The sequence below is a fragment of the Parvularcula sp. LCG005 genome (genome assembly GCF_032930845.1).
Taxonomy (GTDB): Bacteria; Pseudomonadota; Alphaproteobacteria; order Caulobacterales; family Parvularculaceae; genus Parvularcula.
In genome coordinates, this window is the sequence record NZ_CP136758.1 from 2,388,870 (window position 1) to 2,412,561 (window position 23,692).

The following is a 23,692-nucleotide window of genomic DNA, read 5'->3' on the forward strand; positions in this document are numbered from 1 at the left end:
GTGCAACCAGGCGGAGCGGAATCCTGCTCCAAGAGACGCAGATCTGGACCGAAAAGCCAAGTTATCGATGATTATCAATTATTTGGCCGCAGCACGACACTGCGCTGAAACATGTTCGAATGGTGCGGCGCAGCAACGAATTTTCTTGTCATGGATGTGTCATGTGGCGTAAACCATGGATAACGAGCCGCCCGTAAGAGGCGGCCGGGGATGAAACGGCCCTCGTAATTGAGACGCACCTATGGGCAGGTGTTGCCTCAACCGAAAATGAGACACCGCGCTTTTCAGGTGGGCGCGGTGTTTCTATCTCGGATGGCCGTTTTACGTTACTTATAGTAGACCTCGACAGCGCGCTGGCCCCCCTCCGGCTGCGCTGTCGTTTTCCCCCAAAAGGGGGAGTTTCCTCCCCCCACTACCGTCAATCGTTGAACGTCAGGTCGCCGATGCGGACATCGCCGTCGCCTTTGACGGATACGGTCCCCTCATAATCCTTGATATCGACATCGCCTGAACCGGCGACACGAATATCGGGATTGGTCGCGACGCCGCCAAAAGACACATCACCACCGCCATTGATTCGCACGCTGAAGTTTTCAGCACGACCATGTCCGATATCGACATCACCGCTGCCATTGATGCGGATGCTGGCTGGGCCATTGACCTCATCTGCCTCGACATCGCCTGAACCGTTGATGCCAATCTCCAGGGCATTTGCAATCGTGCCCATGGAGACATCACCTGAGCCTGAGATCCGCACATCGACAGAGCCGCCGATCGTTCCCGTTTCCACATCACCAGAGCCGGAGACATGCACGGAAAAATCACTGCTGATGTCGCCAAGCTCGACATCGCCGGAACCGGAGATGCGGATGGCTGTCGATCCGGCATTGGCCGCCATCAGCGAACCAGACCCCGCAATGGACACACTCAGATCGCCAGACACATCACCTGCTGTCAGTTCCCCCATACCGGCAATGCCAAAGGCTGCCGACTCGGTCCGCCCCAGCGTGCCATAGGCTTCATAAAGGCCGCCCATGGACACATCGCCCATATCATCGGTCGCGGTGATGATGAGCGCAGCCTCATCAATGGACAGATCGCCGCCCTCCGGCAGCCGGACCGTGATTGTCGGATAGTCGCTCAGAAACTCAGCGAATTTCTCCTGGGAGTCCTTGCTCGATGTCCAGTGCCAGCCCTTCTTCTGCCATGGGCTGCCTTTGCGATAGAGCTCTTTCACCGCTTTTCGATCGCCGGTCAGGCTGACCGTGCCATCGCGTTCGGTCAATTCAAGCGGACCGCCATCGGCTGCACCGGTCATGCTGACGGTCAGCACATCGCCGCCCGTTTCCACAATCAGTGTGCCAACAAACCCTGCGAGACTGAACTCGTTCGCCCCGTCAAAGCGCTGTTCTGCCTGTTGCACTGGCGCCGCCGTCGCGGCGAGGCCCAACAGGGCAATCGCGGCCGAGCCCGCCAGAAGTGTATTGACTGAATTCCGGATCATGTCCGACTACCTTTCTTTATCGATATTCAATATATACTACACGTCGATGGCGTTTAAAGACCGGCAGGGCAAAATTTTGCAGCGGCTCAAGCTGACGCATTGCCCAAGCGGTCACCGGGGGGCAAAAGCGCAGGCATGAACCGGTACCTCCTCCTCCTCCCGCTCGCTGTCTTTGTCGTGATCGGCTTTTTTGCCGTTCGTGGGCTGACACTGGACCAGTCCACCCAACCCTCGACGCTGATCGACCGGGCAGCACCGGAATTTGCGCTCCTGCCTCTTCCCGGGCTTGGTGCCGGTCTCAGTTCCGACGACCTCACGGGGCAGATCAGTCTCGTCAATGTGTTCGGCTCCTGGTGCGTGATGTGTCACGTGGAGCACCCGTTCCTGATGGAGTTGCAGGCGCAGGGCGACATCGAGATCTACGGCATCAACTGGATGGATACGCCGGAGCGCGGGGCCGCTTGGCTGGCCGAGCACGGCAATCCCTATGACAAGGTCGGCAATGACGAGACCAGCCGCACTGTCGTCAATTTTGGTGTGACCGGCGCGCCGGAAACTTTCCTTGTCGATCAGACCGGTATCATCCGCTTTCGCCATCAGGGTCCCCTGACGCGGGAAGTTTGGGAGCGGTCGGTGCGGCCGCTGATTGCCGAATTGCGCGCAAAATAGCGCGCCAAGCGCTGACAAACGTGCCAAGACCGCTTACCACATATTCACTGCGCAGTTGGTTCCGTCCAAGCGCCGTGTCCTATAAGAGACGTTGTGGGATTTGGGTTCGGGTAGAGTTTTGAGGGATAGACACGTGAGCAAACGGTATCTTCTGGGTCTGGGCGCCCTCCTCTGCGCTGTGGCAGCGCCAATGACGGCAGCAGCCCAACAGGTGGGAGAACGCGTGGCCGCCGTGGTCAATGACGACCCGATCTCTACGTTTGATATCGAGCAGCGCATGCGCTTGATGATTGCGACGCAAGGCCTGCAGGTGCCTGACGAAGCGCTGCCGCAGCTGCGTCGTCAGATCTTGCAGGAACTGGTCGAAGAACAGCTGAAGCTGCAGGAAGCTGAGCGTTTTGACCTCGTCATTACCGATGATGAACTGCAGGAAGACCTGGCCCGTATCGCCGCGTCCGGCGGCGGATCAGTCGAGTCCCTGCAACAGGATCTTGCCCGTCAAGGCATCTCTATTTCCACGCTGCAGCAGAAACTGCGTGCTGAAATAGCCTGGGAGCGTCTGGTCCGCGGACGCTATGGCGCGCGCGTCAATGTCACCGATCAGGAGGTCGACGACACGCTGAACCAGCTGCGCACAGATGTGCAGCAGGACCAGTACCTGATTTCCGAGATCTGCCTGCCCATGGAAACCCAGGAACAGGCCGATCAGATGTACACGATCGCCATGCAGATGATTGAACAGATGCGCCAGGGTGCGCCGTTCCGGGCCTTAGCCCAGCAATATTCGGCCTGCCCCTCCGCCGCGCGCGGTGGCGATCTGGGCTGGATGCTGTCCACCGACCTCGACCCTGAACTCTCAGACATTGTCACGCGTCTTGGCGTCGGGAATATTTCCCGTCCGATCGCCAATGACGGCATGCTGAAGATGCTGGCCGTGCGCCAGAAGCGCGATCCGGCTCAGCCTGGTGAGCCGGGCTATGAAGTCGCCTATGCCGGCGCCGATGCCTCGCTGGGCGAGGAAAAGGCCGCGGCCGCGTTCAAGAAGCTGGCATCCGCCAACCCCTGCACCGGCAACGCGCTCAGCGCGGATGTGGGCGAGGGTGTCGGCGTCACGATCCTGCCCATGCTGCCCGAGAGCGCGTTCCAGACGGTGTTCCACGATGTCCTTGCTGGGCTGAAGGTGGGACAGGTCTCAGAGGTCGTTGAAAGTGAAGGGGCCTATCACGCCGTGATGCTGTGCGAGAAAGATGAAGGCCTCGGCCTGCCGACCCGTCGCGCCGTTGAAAGCCAGCTGGAATCGGACGAGCTCGACCTCATCTCCCGCCGTTATCTGCGTGATGTTGAGCGCGACAGCGCTGTCGAAATCCGGATGTCGCAGGAAGGCTAAGCCTTGTCACTATCCTCTCCCCTCGCCGTTTCCATGGGTGAGCCGGCGGGGATCGGCACGGAAATTCTGGCCATGGCCTATCGGCATTTTGCCGACATGCCCCATGGCAAGGTCCCTACCTTCTTCCTCGTCGATGATCCCTTCCGGGTCGAACGGCTCGTGCGCGGGCTTGGCCTTGACGTGCCGATCGCCACGATTGCCAGTCCGAGTGAGGCGACAGAGCAGTTCGGCCATGGCCTGCCCATCCTGCCCCTCCCCGACCTGCACCTCGATGCGTTGCGCGCCGTCGTGCCCGGCAGCCCTACTCCCTCCACCGCCGGTGCCGTGACGGCCAGCATCGATATCGCCGTTACCGCCGCACTTAACGGCGAAGCATGCGGGGTCGTCACCCTGCCCATCCAGAAACAGGCGCTGCAGGATGCTGGCTTCGAATATCCAGGGCACACCGAATATCTGGGTCACCTGACCGAGACCACCGAGCTTCCCCACGGGATGACCCGGGGACCGGTCATGATCCTGACCGCGGGGCCATTTCGCGTGGCCCCCGTCACGGTGCATCTGCCCCTCAAAGACGTATCAGCGGCTCTGACACTCGAGCGGATCGTCAGTACAGGCATGGTTCTGGCCGAAGCACTTGTGCGCGATTACGGTGTCGACACCCCTCGCATTGCCGTGGCGGGTCTGAATCCCCATGCTGGTGAACAGGGCCATCTGGGCCGTGAGGAAATCGATGTGATCGTTCCCGCCATCAAGGCGCTGAGGGACAAGGGCATCGATGCCATGGGACCGTTTCCGGCCGACACGATGTTTCATGAAGAAGCGCGGGCGCAGTACCATGCGGCTCTGACCATGTATCACGATCAGGGACTGGTCCCGATCAAGACCATCGCGTTTCATGCCGCGGTCAACACGACGCTGGGCCTGCCCATCGTTCGCAGTTCACCGGATCATGGGACAGCCCTTGATGTCGTCGGCAAGAAAATCGCGCGGCCGGACAGCCTGATCAACGCCATCTATTCGGCACACAGAATGGCAGCGGCACGGACAGTGTTCGATGCGGTTCAGGCGCCTGTCTCCTCATGACGCCAACCCAATTACCGCCCCTGCGCGATGTAATCGCGGAACATGGCCTTGCCGCCAAAAAGGGGTTGGGCCAGCATTTCCTCCTCGACTTGAACCTGACGCGGAAGATTGCCCGCCTTACAGGCGCCGCCAAGGGCGACCATATTTTGGAGATCGGGCCGGGCCCCGGGGGCCTCACCCGCGCGCTATTGGAGACCGAAGCCGATCTGACAACGATCGAGCGGGACGCCCGTATTGCGCCCATTCTGGAAGATTTGGCCGCCGCCTATCCCGGTCAACTTTCCATGGTTGAGACTGATGCGCTGGCCTATGACGAGCAAAAGATTGTTGATCAGCGCACGACCTACATTGCCTCCAATCTGCCCTACAACATCTCCACGGAACTGCTGGTGAAATGGCTCACGGTAACCCCGCGCTGGTGGCAGCGCATGGTGCTGATGTTCCAGCGCGAAGTTGCCGACCGGATCCTGGCAGCGCCGGGGTCCAAGACCTATGGCCGCCTATCCGTCATTGCGCAGGCCGCCAGCCGGCCTTCCCTTGGCTTCCACCTGCCGGCGCGCGCGTTTACGCCGCCCCCGAAAGTGGACAGCTCTGTCGTCGTCTTCGACACGCTGGAGGTCGACCCGATACGGATTGCAGCGCTTGAAAAAGTGACGGCAGCGGCATTCGGCCAGCGGCGCAAGATGATCCGGGCGTCGCTGAAACCCCTGTTCGGAGAGGCGGTCCTGAAGGACGCCCTCGATCATATAGGGCTTGAAGAAACCCTGCGCGCTGAAACCTTGAGTGTGGATCAGTTTCTGCAGCTGGCGGATGCGCTGATGGCCGCTCGAAAGGCCTGATTATGTTGTCTTATCAACACGCCTATCATGCCGGCAATCCGGCCGACCTGCACAAGCATATCGTGCTGTGCGAACTTCTCCGCCTGCTGACCGAAAAAGACCGTGGTATCTCCTACATAGAGACCCATGCCGGGCGGGCGCTTTATGATCTGACATCGGCCGAGGCGCAGAAGACGGGTGAAGCCACCGAGGGGATCAGGCGTCTGACAATGAAACCCGACACCCCCTATGCGCGGGCGCTAGCGGAAGTCCGGGCCATGCACGGCGACAGCGCCTATGCCGGGTCCCCCCTGCTCGCCTCGCAGCTTCTCCGATCCCAGGATCGAATCGTACTGATGGAACTGCACCCGGCGGAAAATGCGGCATTGAAAGAGAATATGCGCGGTGGCTGGGCAGAAATTCACAAGCGCGATGGTTACGAGGGCCTGATGGCCATCGCCCCGCCGAGCCCGCGCAAAGGACTTGTGCTGATTGACCCCGCCTATGAGGTCAAAACCGAATATGACGAGGTCGCCAATTTCATCCCGAAGCTGATGAAAAAATGGCCCGAAGCCAGCATCCTGCTTTGGTATCCAATACTTGCCGCGAGGAGGCATGACGCCATGGCCGACGCCCTGTCGTCACTGCCCCATATCCGGCACGAAGTTTCATTCACGCTGAAAGGCGGCAAAGGCATGACGGGATCAGGCCTTATCCTGATCAATCCGCCATGGCAGAGCGAGGCGGCATTCGATGCAAGCCTTGCTCAAAGTGAGCATATTCTAGAAAAGTGTTAGGCTGGATCGTCGCCGTCGTAGCGGTAGCCTTTTTCGCCCGCGCCTGCACCATACCAAAGTTCGGAGGTGGGTCGCTCTATGCACGTAAAGGTTATACCGGTTGAGGAAGTATCGCCTTTGTTGCGTTTCTCCACTGACCAACCAACAATCTCTCCCATGAGATAGGATGTTTCGGTTTTAGCAGTGTGAAGAGCAACATACGCCCCAACCGCCATCGACCGCGCAACCTGGCTTTCTGCAACTTTCCAAACACCAGTCAAAAACTGGCCATCGGGCAGTCGCTCAATCGCTAACTCTGTAGGACAGATGAAATGATATCCGATCACAGGGCCAGTGGGCGCACTTCGACCCACAGATTTTGAACGACCCCGCACATTCAAATTGTCTAGTCGCTCAACAAGGTCGCGATGCCCCATTCTGTCCGCATTTCGCCTCAGACTCGTACGCTCAGCTTTGGAAAGAGCGATCAATTTTTCGTCCGACCAGTCCATTTTGATAGTCACTCTACTCCGTCACACCCAGCTTGGCGCGCAGGATTTCGTTGACCGCTTGCGGGTTGGCCTTGCCGCCGGTCTCCTTCATCACTTGGCCCACGAACCAGCCCATGGTCTTGGGCTTGTCCTTGACCTTGGCGACCTGATCCGGGTTCGCCGCAATGACCGCGTCCACGGCGGCTTCGATGGCGCCCGTGTCCGTGACCTGTTTCAGGCCGCGCTGTTCGACAATGTCGCCGGGCATGCCGCCTTCTTCGAGCATGATCTCGAACACCTGTTTGGCGATCTTGCCGGAGATGGTCTTGTCGGAAATGAGGTCAATGAGGCCGCCCAATTGCGCCGTGGTAATCGGCGATTCGGAAATCTCCAGCCCCTGCTTGTTCAGCACACCGAACAGCTCTGTCGTCAGCCAGTTCGACGCCAGTTTGCCATCACGTCCCTCAGCGACCGCTTCGAAAAATTCAGCCTTCTCGCGGTCCATGGCCAGCACCGTCGCATCGTATATCGACAGGCCGTAATCCGAGATAAAACGGCGTTTCTTCTCGTCCGGCAGTTCCGGAAGCGATGCCTTGATATCGTCGATCATCGCGTCATCGAGGATCAGCGGCAGCAGATCCGGGTCCGGGAAATAGCGGTAGTCATGCGCGTCCTCTTTCGAGCGCATCATCCGCGTCTCACCGGTCTTCACGTCGAACAGCCGCGTTTCCTGGTCAATCTTGCCGCCGCCTTCAATCACCTGGATCTGGCGGCGCGCTTCATAGTCGATGACTTGGCGCACATAGCGGATCGAGTTGACGTTCTTCGTTTCTGTCCGTGTACCTAGGAAACTGAAATCGCCACTCTCCCGGAATTTGTCATAGTTTCCGGCGCGGCAGACCGATACGTTCACGTCCGCCCGCATGGAGCCCTGATCCATATTGCCGTCACAGGTGCCAAGATAGCGCACAATTGTCCGCAGCTTGGAGAAGTAGGCCGCGCCTTCTTCCGCCGAACGCATCTGCGGCTTTGAGACAATTTCCATCAGGGCAACGCCAGAGCGGTTGAGGTCCACATGGCTGTCGGAGTCCGACAGATCGTGGATCGACTTGCCCGCATCCTGTTCAAGGTGCAGGCGTTCGATACCGACCTTGATCACTTCGCCGTCGTCGAGCTCGACCTCGATCTCGCCCTCGCCCACGATAGGGTCCTTGAACTGCGAAATCTGATAGCCTTGCGGAAGATCAGGGTAGAAATAGTTCTTGCGGTCAAAACGCGACCATTTGTTGATCTTGGCGTTGAGGCCGAGACCCGTCCGCACCGCCTGCTCCACGCAATAGCGGTTGATGACGGGCAGCATGCCCGGCATGGCGGCGTCAACCAGGCTGACATTTTCGTTGGGCCCCGCGCCATAGGCGGCGGAAGCGCCGGAAAACAGTTTCGCCACGGAGGAAACCTGCGCGTGGACTTCCAGGCCGATAACGACCTCCCAGTCCCCGGTTTCGCCAGACAAGAGCTTCACAGGCTCACTCATTCATCTTCTCCTTCACGGACGCTTACCAGCTTCCGGTATTCTCCATGGACGCCCAGGGCTCCTGCGGCGCGAGCGACACGCCGCGCTGCAACAGTTCAATCGAAATGCCATCCGGTGAACGGACAAAGGCCATATGGCCATCCCGAGGCGGACGATTGATCGTCACGCCCCCATCCATCAACCGTTGGCACACGGCATAAATATCATCGACGCGGTAGGCCAGATGGCCGAAATTACGTCCACCCTGATAGGTCTCGGGGTCCCAGTTATAGGTCAGTTCGACCATGGGGGCCTTGTGCTCACGCGCACGCTCCGCGTCGTCGGGAGCGGCAAGGAAGACCAGGGTGAAGCGGCCATTCTCATTGTCCATCCGGCTGATCTCTTCTAGACCCAGCTTGGCGCAGTAAAAATCAAGCGCGGCATCGAGATCCGCAACGCGAACCATCGTGTGCAGATATTCCATTACCAGCCTGCCTCTTTGCGTGCTTTTTCCATCTCTTCGACGTTCACGCTGCGGACATGTTCGCAGAGAGACCAGATATAGCCGAACTCATCCTGCACTGCCGATGTGCGGTCGCCCCAGAACATGTCCTTGGGTTCGAAGACGCTTGTCATGCCCGTGTCGAGCGCCCGTTTATAGGCCTCATCGCAGCTTGGCACGTAAACGTAGAACCCAGTCGACTGCGTTCCCGGCGATGGGTGCCGCGGCATCATTTCCATGTCGTCATTGATGAACAGGGTCGTGTTGCCGATCTTGAAGGCGGCATGCATGACCTTGCCGCCGCTGCCTTCCATCACATGCCCGATCTGCGCACCAAATGCCGTCTCGTACAGCTTCAGCGCAGCACGCGCGTCTTTCACGACCAGACTGGGAATACAGCTGTTCAGCTCCATGACGTTTCTCCCGCCCCTTCAATTGTTCCCAAAGTGCGCATCATGACCACCAGTGATCAGGCTGAGCTGTAAAGCCAGCCGCGTCTTCCAGGACCGCCATGCCGCGGAACATGGTTTCCTCGTCAAACGGACGACCGATCAGCTGCAAGCCGAGCGGCAGACCGTTGGCATCAAGGCCCGCAGGCACGGAAGCGCCCGGCAGGCCGGCAAGGTTCGTCGTCACAGTGAAGACGTCGTTCAGATACATGGCAATCGGATCGTCGGATTTCTCACCCAGCGCGAAAGCTGAGGATGGCGCGGATGGCGTCAGCAACAGGTCCACATCGTTCAGGGCCAGCATCATCTCATCAAAGATCTTTTTACGGACCTTCTGGGCCTTGAGATAATAGGCGTCGTAATAGCCGGCGGACAGCACATAGGTGCCGATCAGGATACGGCGCTGAACCTCTTCGCCAAACCCGGCGGCGCGGGTCTTGGCATACATCCGATGGATGTTGCTGTCGTCGACACGCAGGCCGTATTTCACGCCGTCATAGCGCGCGAGGTTCGACGATGCCTCGGCGGGCGCGACAATATAATAGACCGGCAGGGCGTATTTCGTGAGCGGCAGGGAGACTTCCTTCACCTCTGCGCCCGCGTCCTTCAGCCAGTCGATCCCCTTCTGCCACAATTCGTCGATTTCGGATGGCATACCGTCAATACGATACTCCTTCGGCACACCGATCTTCAGGCCCTTCACGCCCTGCCCCAGCACCGCCTCGTAATCAGGCACTGGCACATTGATCGACGTGGAATCCTTGGGGTCATGGCCCGCCATGGACTTCAGCATGATCGCCGAGTCGCGAACCGTCCGGGCTATCGGTCCGGCCTGATCAAGGGACGATGCAAACGCCACTACACCCCAGCGGGAACAGCGACCATAGGTCGGCTTCACACCGACCGTACCGGTCAGTGACGCAGGCTGACGAATGGAGCCGCCGGTGTCGGTTGCTGTTGCCGCCGCGCACAGATGCGCTGAGACGGCCGTGGACGAGCCGCCCGAGGAGCCGCCGGGCGTCAGGCCGCCGACCACCTTGCCGTCCTCGCCAATGCGCGTGGCATTGTCGCCGGACCGGCGCCAGGGATTGATCACCGGACCCATTGCAGAGGTCTCATTCGACGAGCCCATGGCGAATTCATCGAGGTTCAGCTTGCCCAACATGACCGCACCGTCCGCGAACAGATTACCGCTGACCGTGCTTTCATAGGTGGGCTTGAAGCCCCGCAGGATATTGCTCGACGCCGTCGTCTCAACACCCTTGGTGCAGAAGAGGTCCTTGATGCCGAGGGGCACACCTTCCAGTGCGCCGCCCTCGCCCTTGGCGAGGCGAGCATCACTGGCGTCCGCCATTTCAAGCGCGCGCTCAGCGGTAACCGTGTTGAAGGCATTCAGCGGTTTGGCCGCTTCGATATTTTTCAAATACGCTTCGGTCGCCTCGCGGGAAGACAGCTTCTTGTCCTTCAGTGCGTCGCGCAGCTCAGCGAGGGAGAGAGAGGTAATGTCCGTCATTATTCGACCACCTTGGGCACGACAAAGAAATGCTCTTCGGTCTTGGGCGCATTGGCCACGATCTCTTCGGGCCGGCCACCGCCGGTTCCATCCGTTGTCAGAACGTCGTCACGCATGGGCAGGCCGACTTCAACAGTGGAGGCCATGGCCTCAACACCGGTCACATCGACTTCGTCCAATTGTTCAATCCATCCCAGAATGCCGGAAATCTCCCTGGCCATTGGCTCAAGGCGGTCTTCGGGAAGCTCGATCCGGGCCAGGTTTGCCACCTTCCGAACGGTCTCTTTGTCGATACTCATCGGGATCCTTTCTCAGCCGGTCCGCCTACCAGCGCCGTCTATAGTCGTCCAGCGCGCAGCGCGTCGATGACCCATTTCCCGTTTGCCCGGGAGAGGTCTTCAAAAACAAATCGGTTCAGCCCGCTCAGCGTATCGATCCGCACCGCATCGGCGAGCTGCATCATCTTTTCTGGATGCTCCACAGCGTCGGCATAGGCAAGAAAGAGTTCGGCACCCGTCATGCCTAGCCGCACAGCTACCACGTCCAGTACGACATAGCCGCAGGCATAGGCAGCGGCTTCATCGCCGACCGCAAACCGTCCGGCCAGCGCGCCCGTTTTCATCGCGTTCTCGCACCGCCCGTCCGTCCGGTCGCGCCATCGGTCGCGATCCGCCACCGACCACAGACCGGACCGAACAAGGATGTCGACGGCAACCAGCTCCGCGAAACCTTCATGCAGCCATCGCGGCTCCCACACCGCATCGAGCCGCGCCAACTGCCAGACATGGGCCAGTTCATGGGCCGTGTTCTGTTTGAGAAGAGCATCGCCCTGCGCGGTCAGGCCGGACCAGCCTTCTCCCGTCAGACGGACCCGGATCACATTGACGTCGGTCGTTGCAGCAATATTCATCTGTCCTGCCACGCTGTCGTCGAGCGTCACCTCGAAGACAGGATCGTCCGGGGCAATTGTCGGAAACGCCGCGCGGTAGGCGGGCATCAGTATCGCGGCGTGAGTGTCCTGCGCTTCAGTCACCCAGGAGGGTGCCGCGTGTGCTTCGATGCTTGCGAAGAGCAACAGGACAGACCAAAGGGCGTGCATGGACGACGACTTCCTGACAGCAGCGGCACAGTTCCCCTACGGCCCGCTATTGGGCCTTGATCTGGGGACGAAGACAATAGGCGTGGCGGTGTCGACGCCGAATCGCTCGCTGGCAACCCCTGTCACGACGATCAGGCGCACGAAATTCACGGGCGATGCCGAGGCGCTGATCGCCTTGGCTGCCGAGCGGAACGTGGTCGGCCTGGTCCTTGGCCTTCCCCGCAACATGGACGGTACCGAAGGGCCGCGCGCCCAATCCACCAGAGCGTTTGCCCGCAATCTTCGCCGCGTGACTGATCTGCCGGTGGCCTATTGGGATGAACGCCTGTCCACCGCCGCAGCTGAGCGGGAGCTGATCGCCCTCGATACGAGCCGTGCCCGGCGCGCCGCCGTCATTGATGAAATGGCCGCCAGCTATATCCTGCAGGGCGCGCTTGATCGGATGAACGCCGCTGCGCAAAGAGAGCACCCATGACCACGGCCCGTCACCTTACCGATATTGCCTCGCTCGACGATGAGGCCCTGCTTCAAATTCTCGAACGCTCGCTCACCTTCCGGCGCATGATGGACCAGGGACGATATCCCAAACCCGTTCTGGAAGGCCGGCTGCAGTTCAATCTCTTCTTTGAAAATTCGACCCGCACCAACCTCTCCTTTGAGGTAGCGGCCAAGCGGCTCGGCGCCATTGTGTCAGTGGTCCCGGTGGCCGCCTCATCGGTGCACAAGGGCGAGACGGTTGACGATACGGTCGTGACATTATGTGCCCAGGGTGCGGATTACCTTGTTATCCGCGCCGCCCCCGCAGGCACCATTGCCAGCGCCGTGTCGGTTATTGAGCGAAACGGCTATCCGACATCGATCCTGAATGCAGGCGAAGGCGCGCTCGGCCACCCGACCCAGGGGCTGCTTGATGTCAGCAGCGTTCTTTATGCCCTGAAGCGGCAGCCTGACGATCGGCTGGAAGATGTGCGCCTGAGCATTTGCGGCGACATCCGGCATTCCCGTGTTGCCGCCTCCGCCATTGAGGGCTTCTCACGGATGGGCGCGCAGATCACGCTCGTCGGTCCGTCGCAACTGCTTCCATCAGAGAAGCCGGCCGGTGTCGCAGCCATGATCGAGGATCTGGGGGACGGCATTGACGGCGCGGATGTGGTCATGGCCCTTCGAATACAGAAGGAACGGTTCGGCGCGGATGAGGGCCTGTCGCTGGATGGTTTCCACGAACAGTTTGGCCTGAACCACGCCAAGCTGAAACGGGCGAGCCCCGATGCCATCGTCATGCATCCCGGCCCGATGAATCGCGGCGTGGAGATCAGCGATGCGCTGGCTGACGATCCCGAGCGCTCGCTCATTCGCTCGCAGGTGACACATGGGGTGGCGACCCGTATGGCCGTTCTTGAATGGCTTGAAGAGGCTCGCCGCTGAATGACTTTCATCCTGACCGCCACCCTCGCCTACCTTCTGGGTTCAGTGCCGTTTGGCCTGCTCCTGACCCGAATGGCCGGGCTCGGCGATATCCGCAGCGTCGGCTCCGGCAATATCGGTGCAACGAACGTGCTCCGGACCGGACGCAAGGATCTGGCGCTGGCGACATTACTGCTCGATAGCGGCAAAGGGGCGATCGCGGTCGGTATCGCCGCCGCTTTCACCCAAGGGGCCGCGGCGCCCATGGCGGTGGCCGGCGCTTTCGCTTTTCTGGGTCACTGTTTCCCGATCTATCTGAAGTTCAATGGCGGCAAGGGCGTGGCAACGTTTCTGGGCACGCTGTTCGCCTTCAACTGGACCGTCGGCCTCGCTGCCGCCGGTATCTGGCTGCTGACGGCGGTCATCAGCCGCTATTCCTCCCTCTCCGCCCTGGTCATGGCCATGGTCACGCCGTTCCTGTTTCTGGTGAACGGTCAGTTCATGTTTTTCGCAGCATCCGTGTTCATGGCAGCCTTGATCTTCTATCGGCATCGCCCGAACATCGAGCGGCTCCTGAACGGGACTGAGTCGCGTATTGGCAAGAAGGGTTGATGCTGCACCTGCGTAGTGGCAAGGTGTAGCGAATGTTTGCGCCCTTTCGCGCGGCAGAATATGCCAAGCTGTTTTGCTATTGCGCATCAAAATAGCTTTTGTTACCAAATTATCTTGCGCTAACGCGAAATCTACGCACATTGCGCCGCCGTGGGAGCGGGCTGCTCTGGCCCGGCGCATCAACCAAAGAAGGTTTGTACATGTCTGCAAAAGACGTCCTGAAATATGTGAAGGACAATGAGATCAAGTTTGTCGACCTGCGCTTCACCGATCCAAAGGGCACGTGGCACCACGTCACCTTTGAGGCGCCTCTTGTTGACGAGGAATTCCTGACCGACGGCACCATGTTCGACGGCTCGTCCATTGCTGGCTGGAAAGCCATCAATGAGAGCGACATGATCCTGATGCCAGACACAAAAACGCTTGTGCGTGACCCGTTCTTCGCACAGCCAACGATTTCGCTGACCTGCGACGTGCTCGAGCCTTCCACCGGCCAGCCTTACAATCGTGACCCACGGACGACGGCCAAGGCCGCTGAAGCCTATCTGAAATCGACAGGTATCGGTGACACGGCGTTCTTCGGTCCTGAAGCAGAATTTTTCATCTTCGACGACGTGCGGATCTCCAGTGACCAGCATCACATGGGTTTCATGATCGATTCGACCGAAGGTCCATACAACATGGGCCGTGAGTTCGAAGGCGGCAATATGGGCCACCGTCCGCGCACGAAAGGTGGCTACTTCCCAGTACCGCCAGTGGACAGCGAGCAGGACCTGCGGTCCGAAATGCTGATCTACATGCGCGAAATGGGCATCGAGCCAGAGAAGCACCACCACGAAGTGGCGCCTTCCCAGCACGAACTCGGCATGAAATTCGACACCCTCGTCGAAGTCGCAGATCAGCTGCAAAAGTACAAATACGTCGTGAAGCAAGTCTCGCACGCCTTCGGCAAGACGGCCACGTTCATGGCCAAGCCTGTCTACGGCGATAACGGTTCAGGCATGCACGTCCACCAGTCGATCTGGAAGGGTGGCAAGCCGGTTTTCGCAGGCGACCGTTATGCGGACCTGTCCGAAACCTGCCTTCACTACATTGGCGGCATCATCAAGCACGCACGGGCGATCAACGCGTTCTCTAACTCAACGACCAACAGCTATAAGCGTCTGGTCCCAGGCTTCGAAGCGCCGATCATGCTCGCCTACTCCGCGCGCAACCGCTCTGCTTCGATTCGTATCCCCTGGGTCAGCTCACCAAAGGCCAAGCGTCTTGAAACACGCTTCCCTGACCCGATGGGCAACCCATACCTGATCTTCTCGGCCCTTCTCATGGCCGGTCTTGACGGTATCGAGAACAAGATCGATCCCGGCGAAGCCATGGACAAGGATCTCTACGACCTGTCGCCAGAAGAGCAGTCCGGTATCCCAACGGTATGTTCGTCCCTCGAGCAGGCGCTTGCTGCCCTCGATGCAGACCGCGAGTTCCTGAAAAAGGGCAACGTGTTCAACGACGACCAGATCGACGCCTATATCGAACTGAAAATGGCCGAGGTTGTCCGTTACAACACGACACCTCACCCAGTCGAATTCGACATGTACTACAGCTGCTAATCGCAGCTCTCCTGAACGAGAAAAGGCCGGAGCATCGCTCCGGCCTTTTTTGTGTCGACTGTCTGGTCGCTTTGCTCAGGCGGCCTGCGCCACAACGCGGTTCCGACCGGTGTCTTTGGCCTTGTACAGCGCATCATCGGCGCGCTTGAGAATATCCTGCGGCGTGTCATCGAGATTGCCTGGCTCCGATGTCGCCACACCGATCGATACGGTGATAGTGATCGGATCGCCGGCACCAATATCAACGGGCGCCTCAGCAATCTGGCTTCGCAGGCGTTCTGCGATGGCTTCCGCAGACTGGCGGTCCGTGTCGGGCATCACGAAAACGAACTCTTCACCACCGAAGCGGCAGGCCAGGTCGATACCGCGGATCGAGAAGTTCATCCGCTGCGCCATCTCTCGCAGGACCACATCGCCGATATCGTGGCCAAGTGTATCGTTCACTTTCTTGAAGTGGTCGACGTCGATGACCATCAGAGACAGCGGATTAGCCTCTTCCTTGGCATCGCGCAGCAGACGCGGCAGGTGGTTGGCGAGATAGCGACGATTGTAGAGGCCCGTGAGCGGATCCGTCACCGCCATTTCCAGCGTTTCATTCACCGACTGGCGGAGATGTTCGACATAACGCTTGCGACGCAGCTGCGTTTTCACGCGCGCGGCCATCTCCTGGCTGTCGATCGGGCGCATCAGATAGTCGCTCACGCCAATATCAAGAGCGCGTACAAGCTTTCGCATGTCATCATCGCGCGCCAATGCCAGCAGTGGGCTGAGACGTGCATTTTCGAACGAGCGGATGGCTGAACACAGCCGCAGCGGGTCGTAGGACTCAAGCGCCAGATCAATCATGATCAGATCAGGCATCTGGCTGCGGATCAGGTCGAGGGACTGCCGTGCGTCATTCTCGAAGTGGAAATGGACTTTGCCGGGCAGGCCCTCAGCGTCCTCAACAAGACCATCAATAAAGGGTTCGTCGGTAATGACCATGATCGAGCTGACCATGGTGGCCTCATCAAGGTCCGTATAGGACGGGGCCACAGCGCCCAGTTCGGCGCCTTTCACATAGCGATAGCGCAGTTCGTCGGTCATCTGCTTCAGGCGGGTCAGGCTGCGCACTCGCGCAAACATGGCCACGTCCTGAACAGGTTTAGTCAGAAAGTCGTCGGCGCCGGCCTTCAGCCCCGCGAGGCGGTCGGACTGCTGGTCCAGCGCGGTGACCATGACAACGGGAATATGGCAGGTGATCGGGTCTTCCTTGAGACGGCGGCAGACCTCAAAGCCGTCCAGCCCGGGCATCATCACATCAAGGAGCACAATATCAGGCTGTTGACTGGCAGCGATCTCCAGCGCTTCTTCGCCTGATAACGATGTCAGCACCTCGAAATATTCTGCGCGCAGCTTTGCTTCGAGCAGTTTTACGTTCGGTGCCAGATCGTCAACAACAAGTACTCTAGCGGTCATGACGTGTCCTCGTGACGCTCCCCACGTCGGGTCAGCACCATCCGCCTTACGCTAGATACCTTTTCACTTTCTCAAGAAACACCGGAACGGAGATCGGTTTTGCGAGATAATCTTCGCATCCGCCCTGCCGAATCCGCTCTTCATCGCTTTTCATGGCGAAAGCCGTTACAGCGATGACGGGGATGCCGGCAATTTCTGGATCAGCCTTGATCTCACGCGTCACATCCAAGCCCGACTTCTCTGGCAGCTGGATATCCATCAGGATCAGATCGGGGTGATGCGCCTTGGCGAGCGCAAAACCCTCATTGCCATTCACCGCCTTGAGGACATTATAGCCCTGGACCTCAAGCAGATCATGAAAAAGCTTCATGTTCAGCTCGTTGTCTTCGACGATCAGGACCGTCTTCTGCCCGGGTGTGCTATGATCTGTTGGTGACATTAAGTTCGTTACGACAGCGACTGACATACTTGTTTTAGCCTATTTCGAGACAGCGCTGGTCTCCCGCCGCTACACTCGCTCCATCCTCATCTATAGGCGTTTAAGTTAATTGCAGGTTGATCAAAAACCGATGCCCGTTAACGATTGTTCCCCGCAAACCCTTTGCCGAGACTGCGGCAAAGTTAACGTCGCACGGGAACGGTGCAATAATTGTGGCGGTCGCCGAATCATTTCCCATCCTGAGCTATTGCATTTGGGGATTGCGCACCTGGATTGCGATGCTTTCTTCGCGGCCATTGAGAAGCGCGACAATCCGGACCTCGCGGACAAACCTGTCCTTGTAGGGGGTGGACAGCGCGGCGTCGTGGCGACCTGCTGCTATATTGCGCGCGGCTACGGCGTGCGATCGGCCATGCCGATGTTCAAGGCCCTGGCGCTGTGCCCTGACGCGGTCGTGGTCCGCCCCAGCTTCGACAAATATGTCGTCGCAGCGAAGGCAATCCGCGCGGCAATGGAGGATCTGACCCCGCTCGTCCAACCACTCTCGATTGATGAGGCGTTCATGGACCTGACGGGGACCGAGCGGCTTCACGGCGGCCCACCTGCTGCAACCCTTGCTCGCCTCGCCCGGCGGATTGAGAAAGACGTGGGCATTACGGTGTCCATCGGTCTTTCCCATAACAAGCTGCTTGCGAAAATTGCGTCCGACCTCGACAAGCCGCGTGGCTTTGCCGTCATTGGCGCGGCGGAGACCGAAGCGTTTCTCGCGCCCTACCCGGTTGGCCTGCTGCCCGGCGTCGGTCCGGCTTTCAGCAAGAAATTGCAGGCGGCGGGCTACCGAACCCTGGGCGATGTGCAGGCCAGCGACCCCAAGCTGCTGGCACGACGCTTTGGCGATCACGGCCTGTCCCTCTACAATCGCGCCCATGGCCGGGATCATCGGCCCGTGCGCGTGGAGCGGGAGACCAAGAGCGTCTCCGGTGAAACGACCTTTCACGAAGACATTCGGGATCGCCTGGCGCTGGAAGACCGCCTTTACGCGATGGCGCAGAAAGTATCCGAGCGGGCCAAGGCAAAGGACCTCGCTGGCCGCGTCGTCACACTGAAACTCAAGACGTCGAAATTCAAATCGCTGACTCGCAGGCAGACCTTGTCCGGCCCCACCAATCTTGCGCGCGTCATCTTCGAGGCGGGCCGACAGCTGCTGGTCCAGGAAATACCGCACGATCCGTCGCCGACAGCCTATCGCCTGATCGGAATCGGCATTTCGGATCTGGTCCCGGCCGCGTTCATGGACGAGGGCGAGCTGTTTGCCGATGACCATAAGCGAATCGGCCGACAGGAGGGTGCCATTGCCCGCCTGCGCGCCCGGTTCGGGCCGGAAACGATTGGCACGGCGCGGGACCAGCGCGTTCGCCGCAAACCCTGACGGCCACCAGCCCGCAAGGGTGGACCCGCCCGCCCCATTCCCGCTAGTTCACCTGACGACCTGACCAGAGGAAGAGAATGTCCGAGATTGAAACCCGCCTGACCGATGCCGGTTTTTCCCTGCCCGAACCTGCTGCGCCTGTAGCGTCCTATGTTCCTTACACGATCCAGGACCGGACGCTTTATATATCGGGACAGATCCCGTTTCAGAATGGCGACATCATCCGCGGCATATTGGGCGAGAGCATGGATGTCGAAGGTGGTATCGCCGCCGCCCGCGCCTGCGCCCTGGGCATTCTGGCTCAGGCCAAGGCGGCCTGTGGCGGTGATCTTGATCGCCTTGACCGGTGCCTGAAGCTTGGCGGATTTGTAGCGTCTACGCCCTATTTCACCGATCACCCGAAGGTCATCAATGGTGCATCTGACCTGATGATGCTGGCCATGGGTGAAGATGGCCGTCACGCCCGCGCGGCTGTGGGCGTCGCCGCCCTGCCCCTAGGCGCGGCTGTCGAGGTCGACGCGATCTTCGCCCTGAAGTAGGCGGACGATTTCACTGGCGGCCCGGTGCGAAGACTGTCCGGCGCCGATCAGCTCGGGCAGAACACGGCGGAATGTCGACAGCTGTCGCCGCCGCGCCTCTTCATCCGTGAATAGCCGCACAATATCCGCCGTCAGCTGTTCGGGCGTACAGTCTTCCTGAATACGCTCAGGGATCACCATTTCATTCGCCGCCACATTGATGATGCTGACAAATGGCGTGACGAGCACCTTGCGCGCCCAATAGGCGGTCAGCGCATCGACACGGTAGGCCACGATCATGGGTGTGGCTGTCATCGCCAGCTCGGTCGTGACCGTTCCGGATGCTGCAAGGGCGACATCCGCCGCATCGAATGCGTCAAACCGCTCAGAGGACGGAATAACAAGCGGCTGGATCGGCCACGCGGCGAGCTCCTGATCAAGCAGCGGCTCCATGCCGGGCGCGGCAGCAATGACCACTTTCAGCCCGTTGATCTGACGTGACACATTGGTGACCGTGTCGCCAAAACTGGGCAACAACCTTGATACTTCCGTCTTTCGGCTACCGGGCAGCACCATGAGCAGCGGTGCCGCCCCCAGATTGTGGCGTGCCCTGAAGGCTGGTCCGGATCGTGGCGTCTTGGCAACCTGCTCGAAGTTCGGGTTGCCGACAAAGGTGGCGGGAACGCCCACTTCCTCAAAATAGGGTGGCTCGAATGGAAGAAGCGTCAGGACCGCATCGAAATTGTGGCGAACGAATTCGGTCCGTTGCGGCCGGGAGGCCCAGACTTGCGGTGCTGCATATTTCACGATCTTGGTCGCGGGGGCGCGCTTCCTGATCCGCTTGGCCGCCAGACGCGAAAAGCTCCAGCCGTCGATAAAGACGGCCACGTCCACGGACTGTTCTGCACAGATGCGCGCCAGATCCCGGGACCGCGCCCAGGCGGCAGGGAGAACCCGCGCCACATCGGTAAAGCCCATCACGGCGAATGCTGAAATATCGAAGGCCCCATCAAAGCCCTCCGCAGCCATTTTCGGGCCGCCGCATCCGACAAATGTCGCATCCGGAACCTTGGCTTTTAATTCTTTCAGCAGCTCCGCACCGATCGCATCGGCCGACGGCTCCACCGCTGCCAGCATGATGACAGGTCCAGTCACGTCGTGCCCTTCCACTCCAGCTCAGACAGTCCGTAAACGAACAGACCAAGCGTGTCGGCAAGCTCGACCACAGCATCGCGCTCAATGATCAACGCGCCCTCGGCTGCAATGGCGATGCCGGCAAGCCCCGCAGATGCCGCCCCACGTATGGTCCGTTCGCCGATCGTGGGCAGGTCAACGCGCAATTCCTGCCCCGGCTTGGGGCGTTTGAGCAGAACGCCGCGCGGACCGTGGGGCTGGTCAGGCTCGTACCCCTTCACATCATCGGGCAGGGCGGCACAGCGCTGTAGCATCTGGTCGGTGCCCTCTGCCGCCTCAACCGCCAGTACAAGACCGTTCCGCACCACGGCGCCCTGCCCCACGTCAAAGGGCCCCAATGCCGCAATCACGCGCGCCGCCTTGCGAATATCACTCATCGCATCGTCATCGGGCGAGTGCTGTCCCAATGGCCCCTGCGGTGCGCGGAGATTGCCGGCCACTTCCTCGGCACCGACGACCAGAAATCCTTCGGCCCCGAATGTCTCTACCAGTACATCAAGCAGTGCGCCGTCACCGCCGCGGGCCGCCTTGACGACTTTGGGCAGAAGCGCAGCGCCCCGCCAGTCCGGTCGGAGCGTCTTAAAATTCGGCCGATGGACAAGACCCGCCATCACAATGGCGTCGCAGCCCGATTCTTTCAGTCGACGGAGAATTTTGCCAACCTCCGCAATACCGCAATCATCGCCGGGATGGTGGTCGAGGGCCGCGTCTGCATATCCCATCAGCCGAATGACGTGATAACCGTCACCCCGCTCACGGCACCCCTCCGCCAGTTTCAAAGGCAGGCGCCCACCGCCGGCGATAATCCCGACCTTGTTCCAGCGTTTGGTCATCGATTATTTCGCAGGCAGACAGAGCGGACGGTCCGCATCGGCCCGCATGAAGTCGATAATCGTCATGACCTCGGCCGTGTCCTTGAAAATCTCCGTCGCATCCTCAAGACGCTCCTTAAGCGTCCCTTCTTCGGCGAACAGCATCCGGTAAGCGGCGCGGATTTTATGGATCGTCTCGCGCGACATGCCGCGGCGCTTCATCCCGACAATGTTGAGGCCTTCGAGTTTGGCATGGTTGCCGAAGGCAGAGCCATAGGGGATGACATCCGTGGTCAGAATGCCGCCGCCACCAAGGAACGAATAAGGGCCGACGCGGCAATATTGGTGGATGGCGCAAAGGCCGCCCAGGAACACGAAATCACCGATCGTGATATGCCCACCAAGCGTCGCGTTATTCGCGAAAATCACATTGTTGCCGACGGTGCAGTCATGGGCGACATGGGCGCCGACCATGAACAGGCAGTTGTCGCCCACCACGGTCGTCTTGTGCCCCTGCACTGTGCCGGGATGCATGGTGACGTGTTCGCGGATGAGGTTGCCCTCCCCAATGACCAGCGTCGTTGGTTCATCCTTGTACCCCAGATGCTGTGGCGGTGCGCCGAGGACAGCAAAGGGGAAGACGGCTGTGCGAGCACCAATGCTGGTGTGTCCCATGACAACGGTATGGGCATGCAATGTGACGTCGGCCCCGATGGTCGCATGGGGGCCTACATGGGCGTAGGGCCCGATCTGGGCGGAGGGGTCGACTTGCGCCCCGTCCTCGACGATGGCCGTTGGGTGAATGGTCATGACTTATCCTTTCGGCGGGGCCGTCAGCATGGCGCCGAATGCGGCCTCGGCCACGAGCTTGCCATCGACGAAGGCTTTGCCCTCATATTTCCATACTGGTGGCCGGCGGTTGGTCACCGAGATCTGAATGCGCATCTGATCACCGGGGATGACCGGACGGCGGAATTTTGCTTTTTCAACGCCCATGAAAAGAACGATCTTTCCGTCCGTGTCCACCTTGTCAGCGTAGGCCGTATAGGCTGCCGCCGTCTGGGCCATGGCCTCAATGATCAGCACGCCGGGCATCACCGCCATTTCAGGGAAGTGCCCCTGAAAGAACGGCTCGTTGATTGTCACACATTTGATACCGACCGCGCCAGCAGTAGGCGTGACGTCGACAATTCGATCCACCAGCAGCATCGGATAGCGATGCGGCAGCAGCGTTTTCAGCATGTCCAGGCTGATTGGAGGAAGAAAGTCGTCGTCTACGTCGCTCATGGCCATCATCTCTTTTTGTTCAATTTTGACAGGGCCACGACGTCTTTCATCCAGTCCTTGGCCAGCTTTGCGGGGAAGCCTCCCCATCGTTCACCGGGCGGTATATCCTTCATGACACCGGATTTTCCTGTGATGGCCGCGCCATCGCCAATCGTCAAATGTTCTGCGATCCCTGTCTGACCGCCGATCATGACGCCGTCACCCACAACAGTCGAGCCGGAGATTCCGGATTGAGAGGCCATCAGCACGTGCTGCCCCAGGCGGCAATTGTGCGCGATCTGGCAGAGATTATCGATCTTCGTTCCCTGGCCGATAATGGTGTCGGCCAGAGCGCCGCGATCCACCGTCGTGTTGGCGCCGATATCGACATTGTCAGCGATCAGAACGCGCCCCAGCTGCGGCACTGCCATGATGCCCTGGTCCGACGGAACGTAACCAAATCCGGCATCACCGATCCGTACACCAGAATGTATTCGGCAATGATCACCGATGACCGCGTGGGTGACGCTTACATGAGGCCACACATGGGTGTCCCGGCCGATCACGACCCCCGGACCGATAACCGCGTAGGGCGCGATCACAGCGCCCTCGCCGATTTGCGCCCCGGCCATGATGACGGCAGTGTCAGCGACCCGGGCCGTCGACGCGATGACAGCATCATCAGCCGCAGGCGCCGCATCAGCGATCTCCTCAAACCGGGACGTGTGAAGAGCAGCAGCAACACTGGCGAAGGCCGCCTTGGGGCGTTTGGTGGTCGCCAGCGCCGCCTGCGGAAAAAGGGCGGCAGCGATCTCAACCGCGTCTTCCGTCAACAGGACGAGCGCTGGTTGACCGCTGATTTCTGGCTTCAGGTCCCTGACGCCCTGCGCAAAGATAAGGCCGCCTTCGCTGGGCCGCGACAGAGCGCTGGCGTGCGTCACGTTCGGGTCAGACCCCTCACGCACGAGGGTCGCGCCGCCTATTCTCGCGGCGTCAACGATACTCAGCGGCGGCGCGGTCAGGTAGAAACGGGGATCGGGACGAAAGGCGTCGTCAGCTTGGTCGGTCATGGTCATTCCCTTTCCAATAGCGCCAACACCCCCCAATAGAAAAGGCCGGGCGTGAGCCCGGCCTTTCAATCGTCATCAC

General features: G+C 59.9%; 26 protein-coding genes. 11 read left to right on the plus strand and 15 right to left on the minus strand.

The features are described 5' to 3' along the window. Window positions 1-418 precede the first annotated feature (418 nt). Window positions 419-1,504 (minus strand): GIN domain-containing protein, encoded by a 1,086-nt coding sequence (locus RUI03_RS11295; RefSeq protein WP_317287566.1) that lies wholly within the window; start codon window positions 1,502-1,504, stop codon window positions 419-421. A gap of 135 nt (window positions 1,505-1,639) precedes the next feature. Here RUI03_RS11295 and RUI03_RS11300 point away from each other — a divergent pair, with 135 nt between their 5' ends. The 5 genes from RUI03_RS11300 to RUI03_RS11320 all read left to right on the plus strand — a co-directional run bounded on the left by RUI03_RS11300 (window position 1,640) and on the right by RUI03_RS11320 (window position 6,258). Further along, window positions 1,640-2,173 (plus strand): DsbE family thiol:disulfide interchange protein, encoded by a 534-nt coding sequence (locus RUI03_RS11300; protein ID WP_317287567.1) that lies wholly within the window; start codon window positions 1,640-1,642, stop codon window positions 2,171-2,173. Between the two features lie 133 nt (window positions 2,174-2,306). Then, window positions 2,307-3,560 carry a peptidylprolyl isomerase gene (locus tag RUI03_RS11305; protein WP_317287568.1) on the plus strand — a complete coding sequence of 418 codons (1,254 nt, stop codon included), beginning with the start codon at window positions 2,307-2,309 and terminating at the stop codon, window positions 3,558-3,560. A 3-nt stretch (window positions 3,561-3,563) separates the two neighbouring features. Beyond that, window positions 3,564-4,643, plus strand: coding sequence for a 4-hydroxythreonine-4-phosphate dehydrogenase PdxA (gene pdxA / locus RUI03_RS11310; protein WP_317287569.1), 1,080 nt, complete (start codon window positions 3,564-3,566; stop codon window positions 4,641-4,643). Continuing rightward, window positions 4,640-5,482 carry a 16S rRNA (adenine(1518)-N(6)/adenine(1519)-N(6))-dimethyltransferase RsmA gene (gene rsmA / locus RUI03_RS11315; RefSeq protein ID WP_317287570.1) on the plus strand — a complete coding sequence of 281 codons (843 nt, stop codon included), beginning with the start codon at window positions 4,640-4,642 and terminating at the stop codon, window positions 5,480-5,482. Before pdxA ends, rsmA begins: the two co-directional genes overlap by 4 nt. A gap of 2 nt (window positions 5,483-5,484) precedes the next feature. After that, window positions 5,485-6,258, plus strand: a complete 774-nt coding sequence (locus RUI03_RS11320) for a 23S rRNA (adenine(2030)-N(6))-methyltransferase RlmJ (RefSeq protein WP_317287571.1) — start codon at window positions 5,485-5,487, stop codon at window positions 6,256-6,258. Here the strand turns inward: RUI03_RS11320 and RUI03_RS11325 are convergent. The 7 genes from RUI03_RS11325 to RUI03_RS11355 are packed head-to-tail and all read right to left on the minus strand — an operon-like array spanning window position 6,255 to window position 11,804. Then, the gene (locus RUI03_RS11325; protein WP_317287572.1) at window positions 6,255-6,749 is read right to left on the minus strand and encodes a hypothetical protein; all 495 of its coding nucleotides are present in this window, start codon (window positions 6,747-6,749) and stop codon (window positions 6,255-6,257) included. The genes RUI03_RS11320 and RUI03_RS11325 overlap by 4 nt on opposite strands. 13 nt (window positions 6,750-6,762) lie before the next feature. Next, window positions 6,763-8,262: an Asp-tRNA(Asn)/Glu-tRNA(Gln) amidotransferase subunit GatB gene (gene gatB, locus RUI03_RS11330; protein WP_317287573.1), complete on the minus strand. Its 1,500-nt coding sequence runs from the start codon at window positions 8,260-8,262 to the stop codon at window positions 6,763-6,765. A 22-nt stretch (window positions 8,263-8,284) separates the two neighbouring features. After that, entirely contained in the window at window positions 8,285-8,725 is a 441-nt protein-coding gene (locus RUI03_RS11335; RefSeq protein WP_317287574.1) for a VOC family protein, read from the minus strand. Then, window positions 8,725-9,156 carry a VOC family protein gene (locus tag RUI03_RS11340; protein ID WP_317287575.1) on the minus strand — a complete coding sequence of 144 codons (432 nt, stop codon included), beginning with the start codon at window positions 9,154-9,156 and terminating at the stop codon, window positions 8,725-8,727. The genes RUI03_RS11335 and RUI03_RS11340 overlap by 1 nt, the downstream gene beginning before the upstream one ends. Before the next feature lie 40 nt (window positions 9,157-9,196). Continuing rightward, on the minus strand, window positions 9,197-10,705 hold the full coding sequence (gene gatA / locus RUI03_RS11345) for an Asp-tRNA(Asn)/Glu-tRNA(Gln) amidotransferase subunit GatA (protein ID WP_317287576.1): 1,509 nt from the start codon (window positions 10,703-10,705) through the stop codon (window positions 9,197-9,199). After that, a complete protein-coding gene (gene gatC / locus RUI03_RS11350) occupies window positions 10,705-11,004 on the minus strand; it encodes an Asp-tRNA(Asn)/Glu-tRNA(Gln) amidotransferase subunit GatC (RefSeq protein WP_317287577.1) in 300 nt (99 codons plus the stop codon). The genes gatA and gatC overlap by 1 nt, the downstream gene beginning before the upstream one ends. Window positions 11,005-11,042: 38 nt before the next feature. Next, window positions 11,043-11,804 (minus strand): hypothetical protein, encoded by a 762-nt coding sequence (locus RUI03_RS11355; protein WP_317287578.1) that lies wholly within the window; start codon window positions 11,802-11,804, stop codon window positions 11,043-11,045. On the opposite strand from RUI03_RS11355, the gene ruvX reads away from it, so the two are divergent. From ruvX to glnA, 4 genes are all read left to right on the plus strand, one after another. Next, complete coding sequence (gene ruvX / locus RUI03_RS11360; RefSeq protein ID WP_317287579.1) at window positions 11,803-12,279, plus strand: Holliday junction resolvase RuvX; 477 nt, start codon at window positions 11,803-11,805, stop codon at window positions 12,277-12,279. The two genes, RUI03_RS11355 and ruvX, sit on opposite strands and share 2 nt — an antisense overlap. Then, the gene (locus tag RUI03_RS11365) at window positions 12,276-13,229 is read left to right on the plus strand and encodes an aspartate carbamoyltransferase catalytic subunit (protein ID WP_317287580.1); all 954 of its coding nucleotides are present in this window, start codon (window positions 12,276-12,278) and stop codon (window positions 13,227-13,229) included. The genes ruvX and RUI03_RS11365 overlap by 4 nt, the downstream gene beginning before the upstream one ends. Beyond that, a complete protein-coding gene (plsY, locus tag RUI03_RS11370; RefSeq protein WP_317287581.1) occupies window positions 13,230-13,820 on the plus strand; it encodes a glycerol-3-phosphate 1-O-acyltransferase PlsY in 591 nt (196 codons plus the stop codon). Between the two features lie 200 nt (window positions 13,821-14,020). Further along, on the plus strand, window positions 14,021-15,427 hold the full coding sequence (gene glnA, locus RUI03_RS11375; protein WP_317287582.1) for a type I glutamate--ammonia ligase: 1,407 nt from the start codon (window positions 14,021-14,023) through the stop codon (window positions 15,425-15,427). 75 nt (window positions 15,428-15,502) lie between these two features. Here glnA and RUI03_RS11380 read toward each other — a convergent pair whose 3' ends face one another. After that, window positions 15,503-16,885: a PleD family two-component system response regulator gene (locus tag RUI03_RS11380; RefSeq protein WP_317287583.1), complete on the minus strand. Its 1,383-nt coding sequence runs from the start codon at window positions 16,883-16,885 to the stop codon at window positions 15,503-15,505. Between the two features lie 46 nt (window positions 16,886-16,931). After that, window positions 16,932-17,324 carry a response regulator gene (locus tag RUI03_RS11385; protein ID WP_317287584.1) on the minus strand — a complete coding sequence of 131 codons (393 nt, stop codon included), beginning with the start codon at window positions 17,322-17,324 and terminating at the stop codon, window positions 16,932-16,934. A 130-nt stretch (window positions 17,325-17,454) separates the two neighbouring features. Between RUI03_RS11385 and RUI03_RS11390 the strand changes: the two genes are divergently transcribed. Together RUI03_RS11390 and RUI03_RS11395 are read left to right on the plus strand one after the other, a co-directional pair. Further along, window positions 17,455-18,753 (plus strand): DNA polymerase IV, encoded by a 1,299-nt coding sequence (locus tag RUI03_RS11390; RefSeq protein ID WP_317287585.1) that lies wholly within the window; start codon window positions 17,455-17,457, stop codon window positions 18,751-18,753. A 77-nt stretch (window positions 18,754-18,830) separates the two neighbouring features. Continuing rightward, window positions 18,831-19,292 (plus strand): RidA family protein, encoded by a 462-nt coding sequence (locus RUI03_RS11395; RefSeq protein WP_317287586.1) that lies wholly within the window; start codon window positions 18,831-18,833, stop codon window positions 19,290-19,292. Here the strand turns inward: RUI03_RS11395 and lpxB are convergent. From lpxB to lpxD, 5 genes are read right to left on the minus strand one after another with little or no spacing between them, the layout of a single operon-like run. Next, a complete protein-coding gene (gene lpxB, locus RUI03_RS11400) occupies window positions 19,248-20,426 on the minus strand; it encodes a lipid-A-disaccharide synthase (RefSeq protein ID WP_317287587.1) in 1,179 nt (392 codons plus the stop codon). The genes RUI03_RS11395 and lpxB overlap by 45 nt on opposite strands. Beyond that, complete coding sequence (locus RUI03_RS11405) at window positions 20,423-21,298, minus strand: LpxI family protein (RefSeq protein ID WP_317287588.1); 876 nt, start codon at window positions 21,296-21,298, stop codon at window positions 20,423-20,425. Before RUI03_RS11405 ends, lpxB begins: the two co-directional genes overlap by 4 nt. Before the next feature lie 3 nt (window positions 21,299-21,301). Then, complete coding sequence (gene lpxA, locus RUI03_RS11410) at window positions 21,302-22,087, minus strand: acyl-ACP--UDP-N-acetylglucosamine O-acyltransferase (protein ID WP_317287589.1); 786 nt, start codon at window positions 22,085-22,087, stop codon at window positions 21,302-21,304. A gap of 3 nt (window positions 22,088-22,090) precedes the next feature. Next, window positions 22,091-22,564 carry a 3-hydroxyacyl-ACP dehydratase FabZ gene (gene fabZ / locus RUI03_RS11415; RefSeq protein ID WP_317287590.1) on the minus strand — a complete coding sequence of 158 codons (474 nt, stop codon included), beginning with the start codon at window positions 22,562-22,564 and terminating at the stop codon, window positions 22,091-22,093. A 5-nt stretch (window positions 22,565-22,569) separates the two neighbouring features. Further along, window positions 22,570-23,613: a UDP-3-O-(3-hydroxymyristoyl)glucosamine N-acyltransferase gene (gene lpxD, locus RUI03_RS11420; RefSeq protein WP_317287591.1), complete on the minus strand. Its 1,044-nt coding sequence runs from the start codon at window positions 23,611-23,613 to the stop codon at window positions 22,570-22,572. Window positions 23,614-23,692 lie beyond the last annotated feature (79 nt).

What these genes read in the sequence shown, in the direction of transcription:
- gatA (WP_317287576.1), bottom strand. Translation starts at nt 10,705, where the DNA reads ATGACGGACATTACCTCTCTCTCCCTCGCTGAGCTGCGCGACGCACTG.
- RUI03_RS11300 (WP_317287567.1), top strand. Translation starts at nt 1,640, where the DNA reads ATGAACCGGTACCTCCTCCTCCTCCCGCTCGCTGTCTTTGTCGTGATC.
- plsY (WP_317287581.1), top strand. Translation starts at nt 13,230, where the DNA reads ATGACTTTCATCCTGACCGCCACCCTCGCCTACCTTCTGGGTTCAGTG.
- gatB (WP_317287573.1), bottom strand. Translation starts at nt 8,262, where the DNA reads ATGAGTGAGCCTGTGAAGCTCTTGTCTGGCGAAACCGGGGACTGGGAG.
- RUI03_RS11295 (WP_317287566.1), bottom strand. Translation starts at nt 1,504, where the DNA reads ATGATCCGGAATTCAGTCAATACACTTCTGGCGGGCTCGGCCGCGATT.
- RUI03_RS11390 (WP_317287585.1), top strand. Translation starts at nt 17,455, where the DNA reads ATGCCCGTTAACGATTGTTCCCCGCAAACCCTTTGCCGAGACTGCGGC.
- RUI03_RS11355 (WP_317287578.1), bottom strand. Translation starts at nt 11,804, where the DNA reads ATGCACGCCCTTTGGTCTGTCCTGTTGCTCTTCGCAAGCATCGAAGCA.
- rsmA (WP_317287570.1), top strand. Translation starts at nt 4,640, where the DNA reads ATGACGCCAACCCAATTACCGCCCCTGCGCGATGTAATCGCGGAACAT.
- RUI03_RS11325 (WP_317287572.1), bottom strand. Translation starts at nt 6,749, where the DNA reads ATGGACTGGTCGGACGAAAAATTGATCGCTCTTTCCAAAGCTGAGCGT.
- RUI03_RS11405 (WP_317287588.1), bottom strand. Translation starts at nt 21,298, where the DNA reads ATGACCAAACGCTGGAACAAGGTCGGGATTATCGCCGGCGGTGGGCGC.
- lpxA (WP_317287589.1), bottom strand. Translation starts at nt 22,087, where the DNA reads ATGACCATTCACCCAACGGCCATCGTCGAGGACGGGGCGCAAGTCGAC.
- RUI03_RS11335 (WP_317287574.1), bottom strand. Translation starts at nt 8,725, where the DNA reads ATGGAATATCTGCACACGATGGTTCGCGTTGCGGATCTCGATGCCGCG.
- RUI03_RS11380 (WP_317287583.1), bottom strand. Translation starts at nt 16,885, where the DNA reads ATGACCGCTAGAGTACTTGTTGTTGACGATCTGGCACCGAACGTAAAA.
- RUI03_RS11385 (WP_317287584.1), bottom strand. Translation starts at nt 17,324, where the DNA reads ATGTCACCAACAGATCATAGCACACCCGGGCAGAAGACGGTCCTGATC.
- RUI03_RS11340 (WP_317287575.1), bottom strand. Translation starts at nt 9,156, where the DNA reads ATGGAGCTGAACAGCTGTATTCCCAGTCTGGTCGTGAAAGACGCGCGT.
- glnA (WP_317287582.1), top strand. Translation starts at nt 14,021, where the DNA reads ATGTCTGCAAAAGACGTCCTGAAATATGTGAAGGACAATGAGATCAAG.
- fabZ (WP_317287590.1), bottom strand. Translation starts at nt 22,564, where the DNA reads ATGAGCGACGTAGACGACGACTTTCTTCCTCCAATCAGCCTGGACATG.
- RUI03_RS11320 (WP_317287571.1), top strand. Translation starts at nt 5,485, where the DNA reads ATGTTGTCTTATCAACACGCCTATCATGCCGGCAATCCGGCCGACCTG.
- RUI03_RS11365 (WP_317287580.1), top strand. Translation starts at nt 12,276, where the DNA reads ATGACCACGGCCCGTCACCTTACCGATATTGCCTCGCTCGACGATGAG.
- RUI03_RS11395 (WP_317287586.1), top strand. Translation starts at nt 18,831, where the DNA reads ATGTCCGAGATTGAAACCCGCCTGACCGATGCCGGTTTTTCCCTGCCC.
- lpxD (WP_317287591.1), bottom strand. Translation starts at nt 23,613, where the DNA reads ATGACCGACCAAGCTGACGACGCCTTTCGTCCCGATCCCCGTTTCTAC.
- gatC (WP_317287577.1), bottom strand. Translation starts at nt 11,004, where the DNA reads ATGAGTATCGACAAAGAGACCGTTCGGAAGGTGGCAAACCTGGCCCGG.
- ruvX (WP_317287579.1), top strand. Translation starts at nt 11,803, where the DNA reads ATGGACGACGACTTCCTGACAGCAGCGGCACAGTTCCCCTACGGCCCG.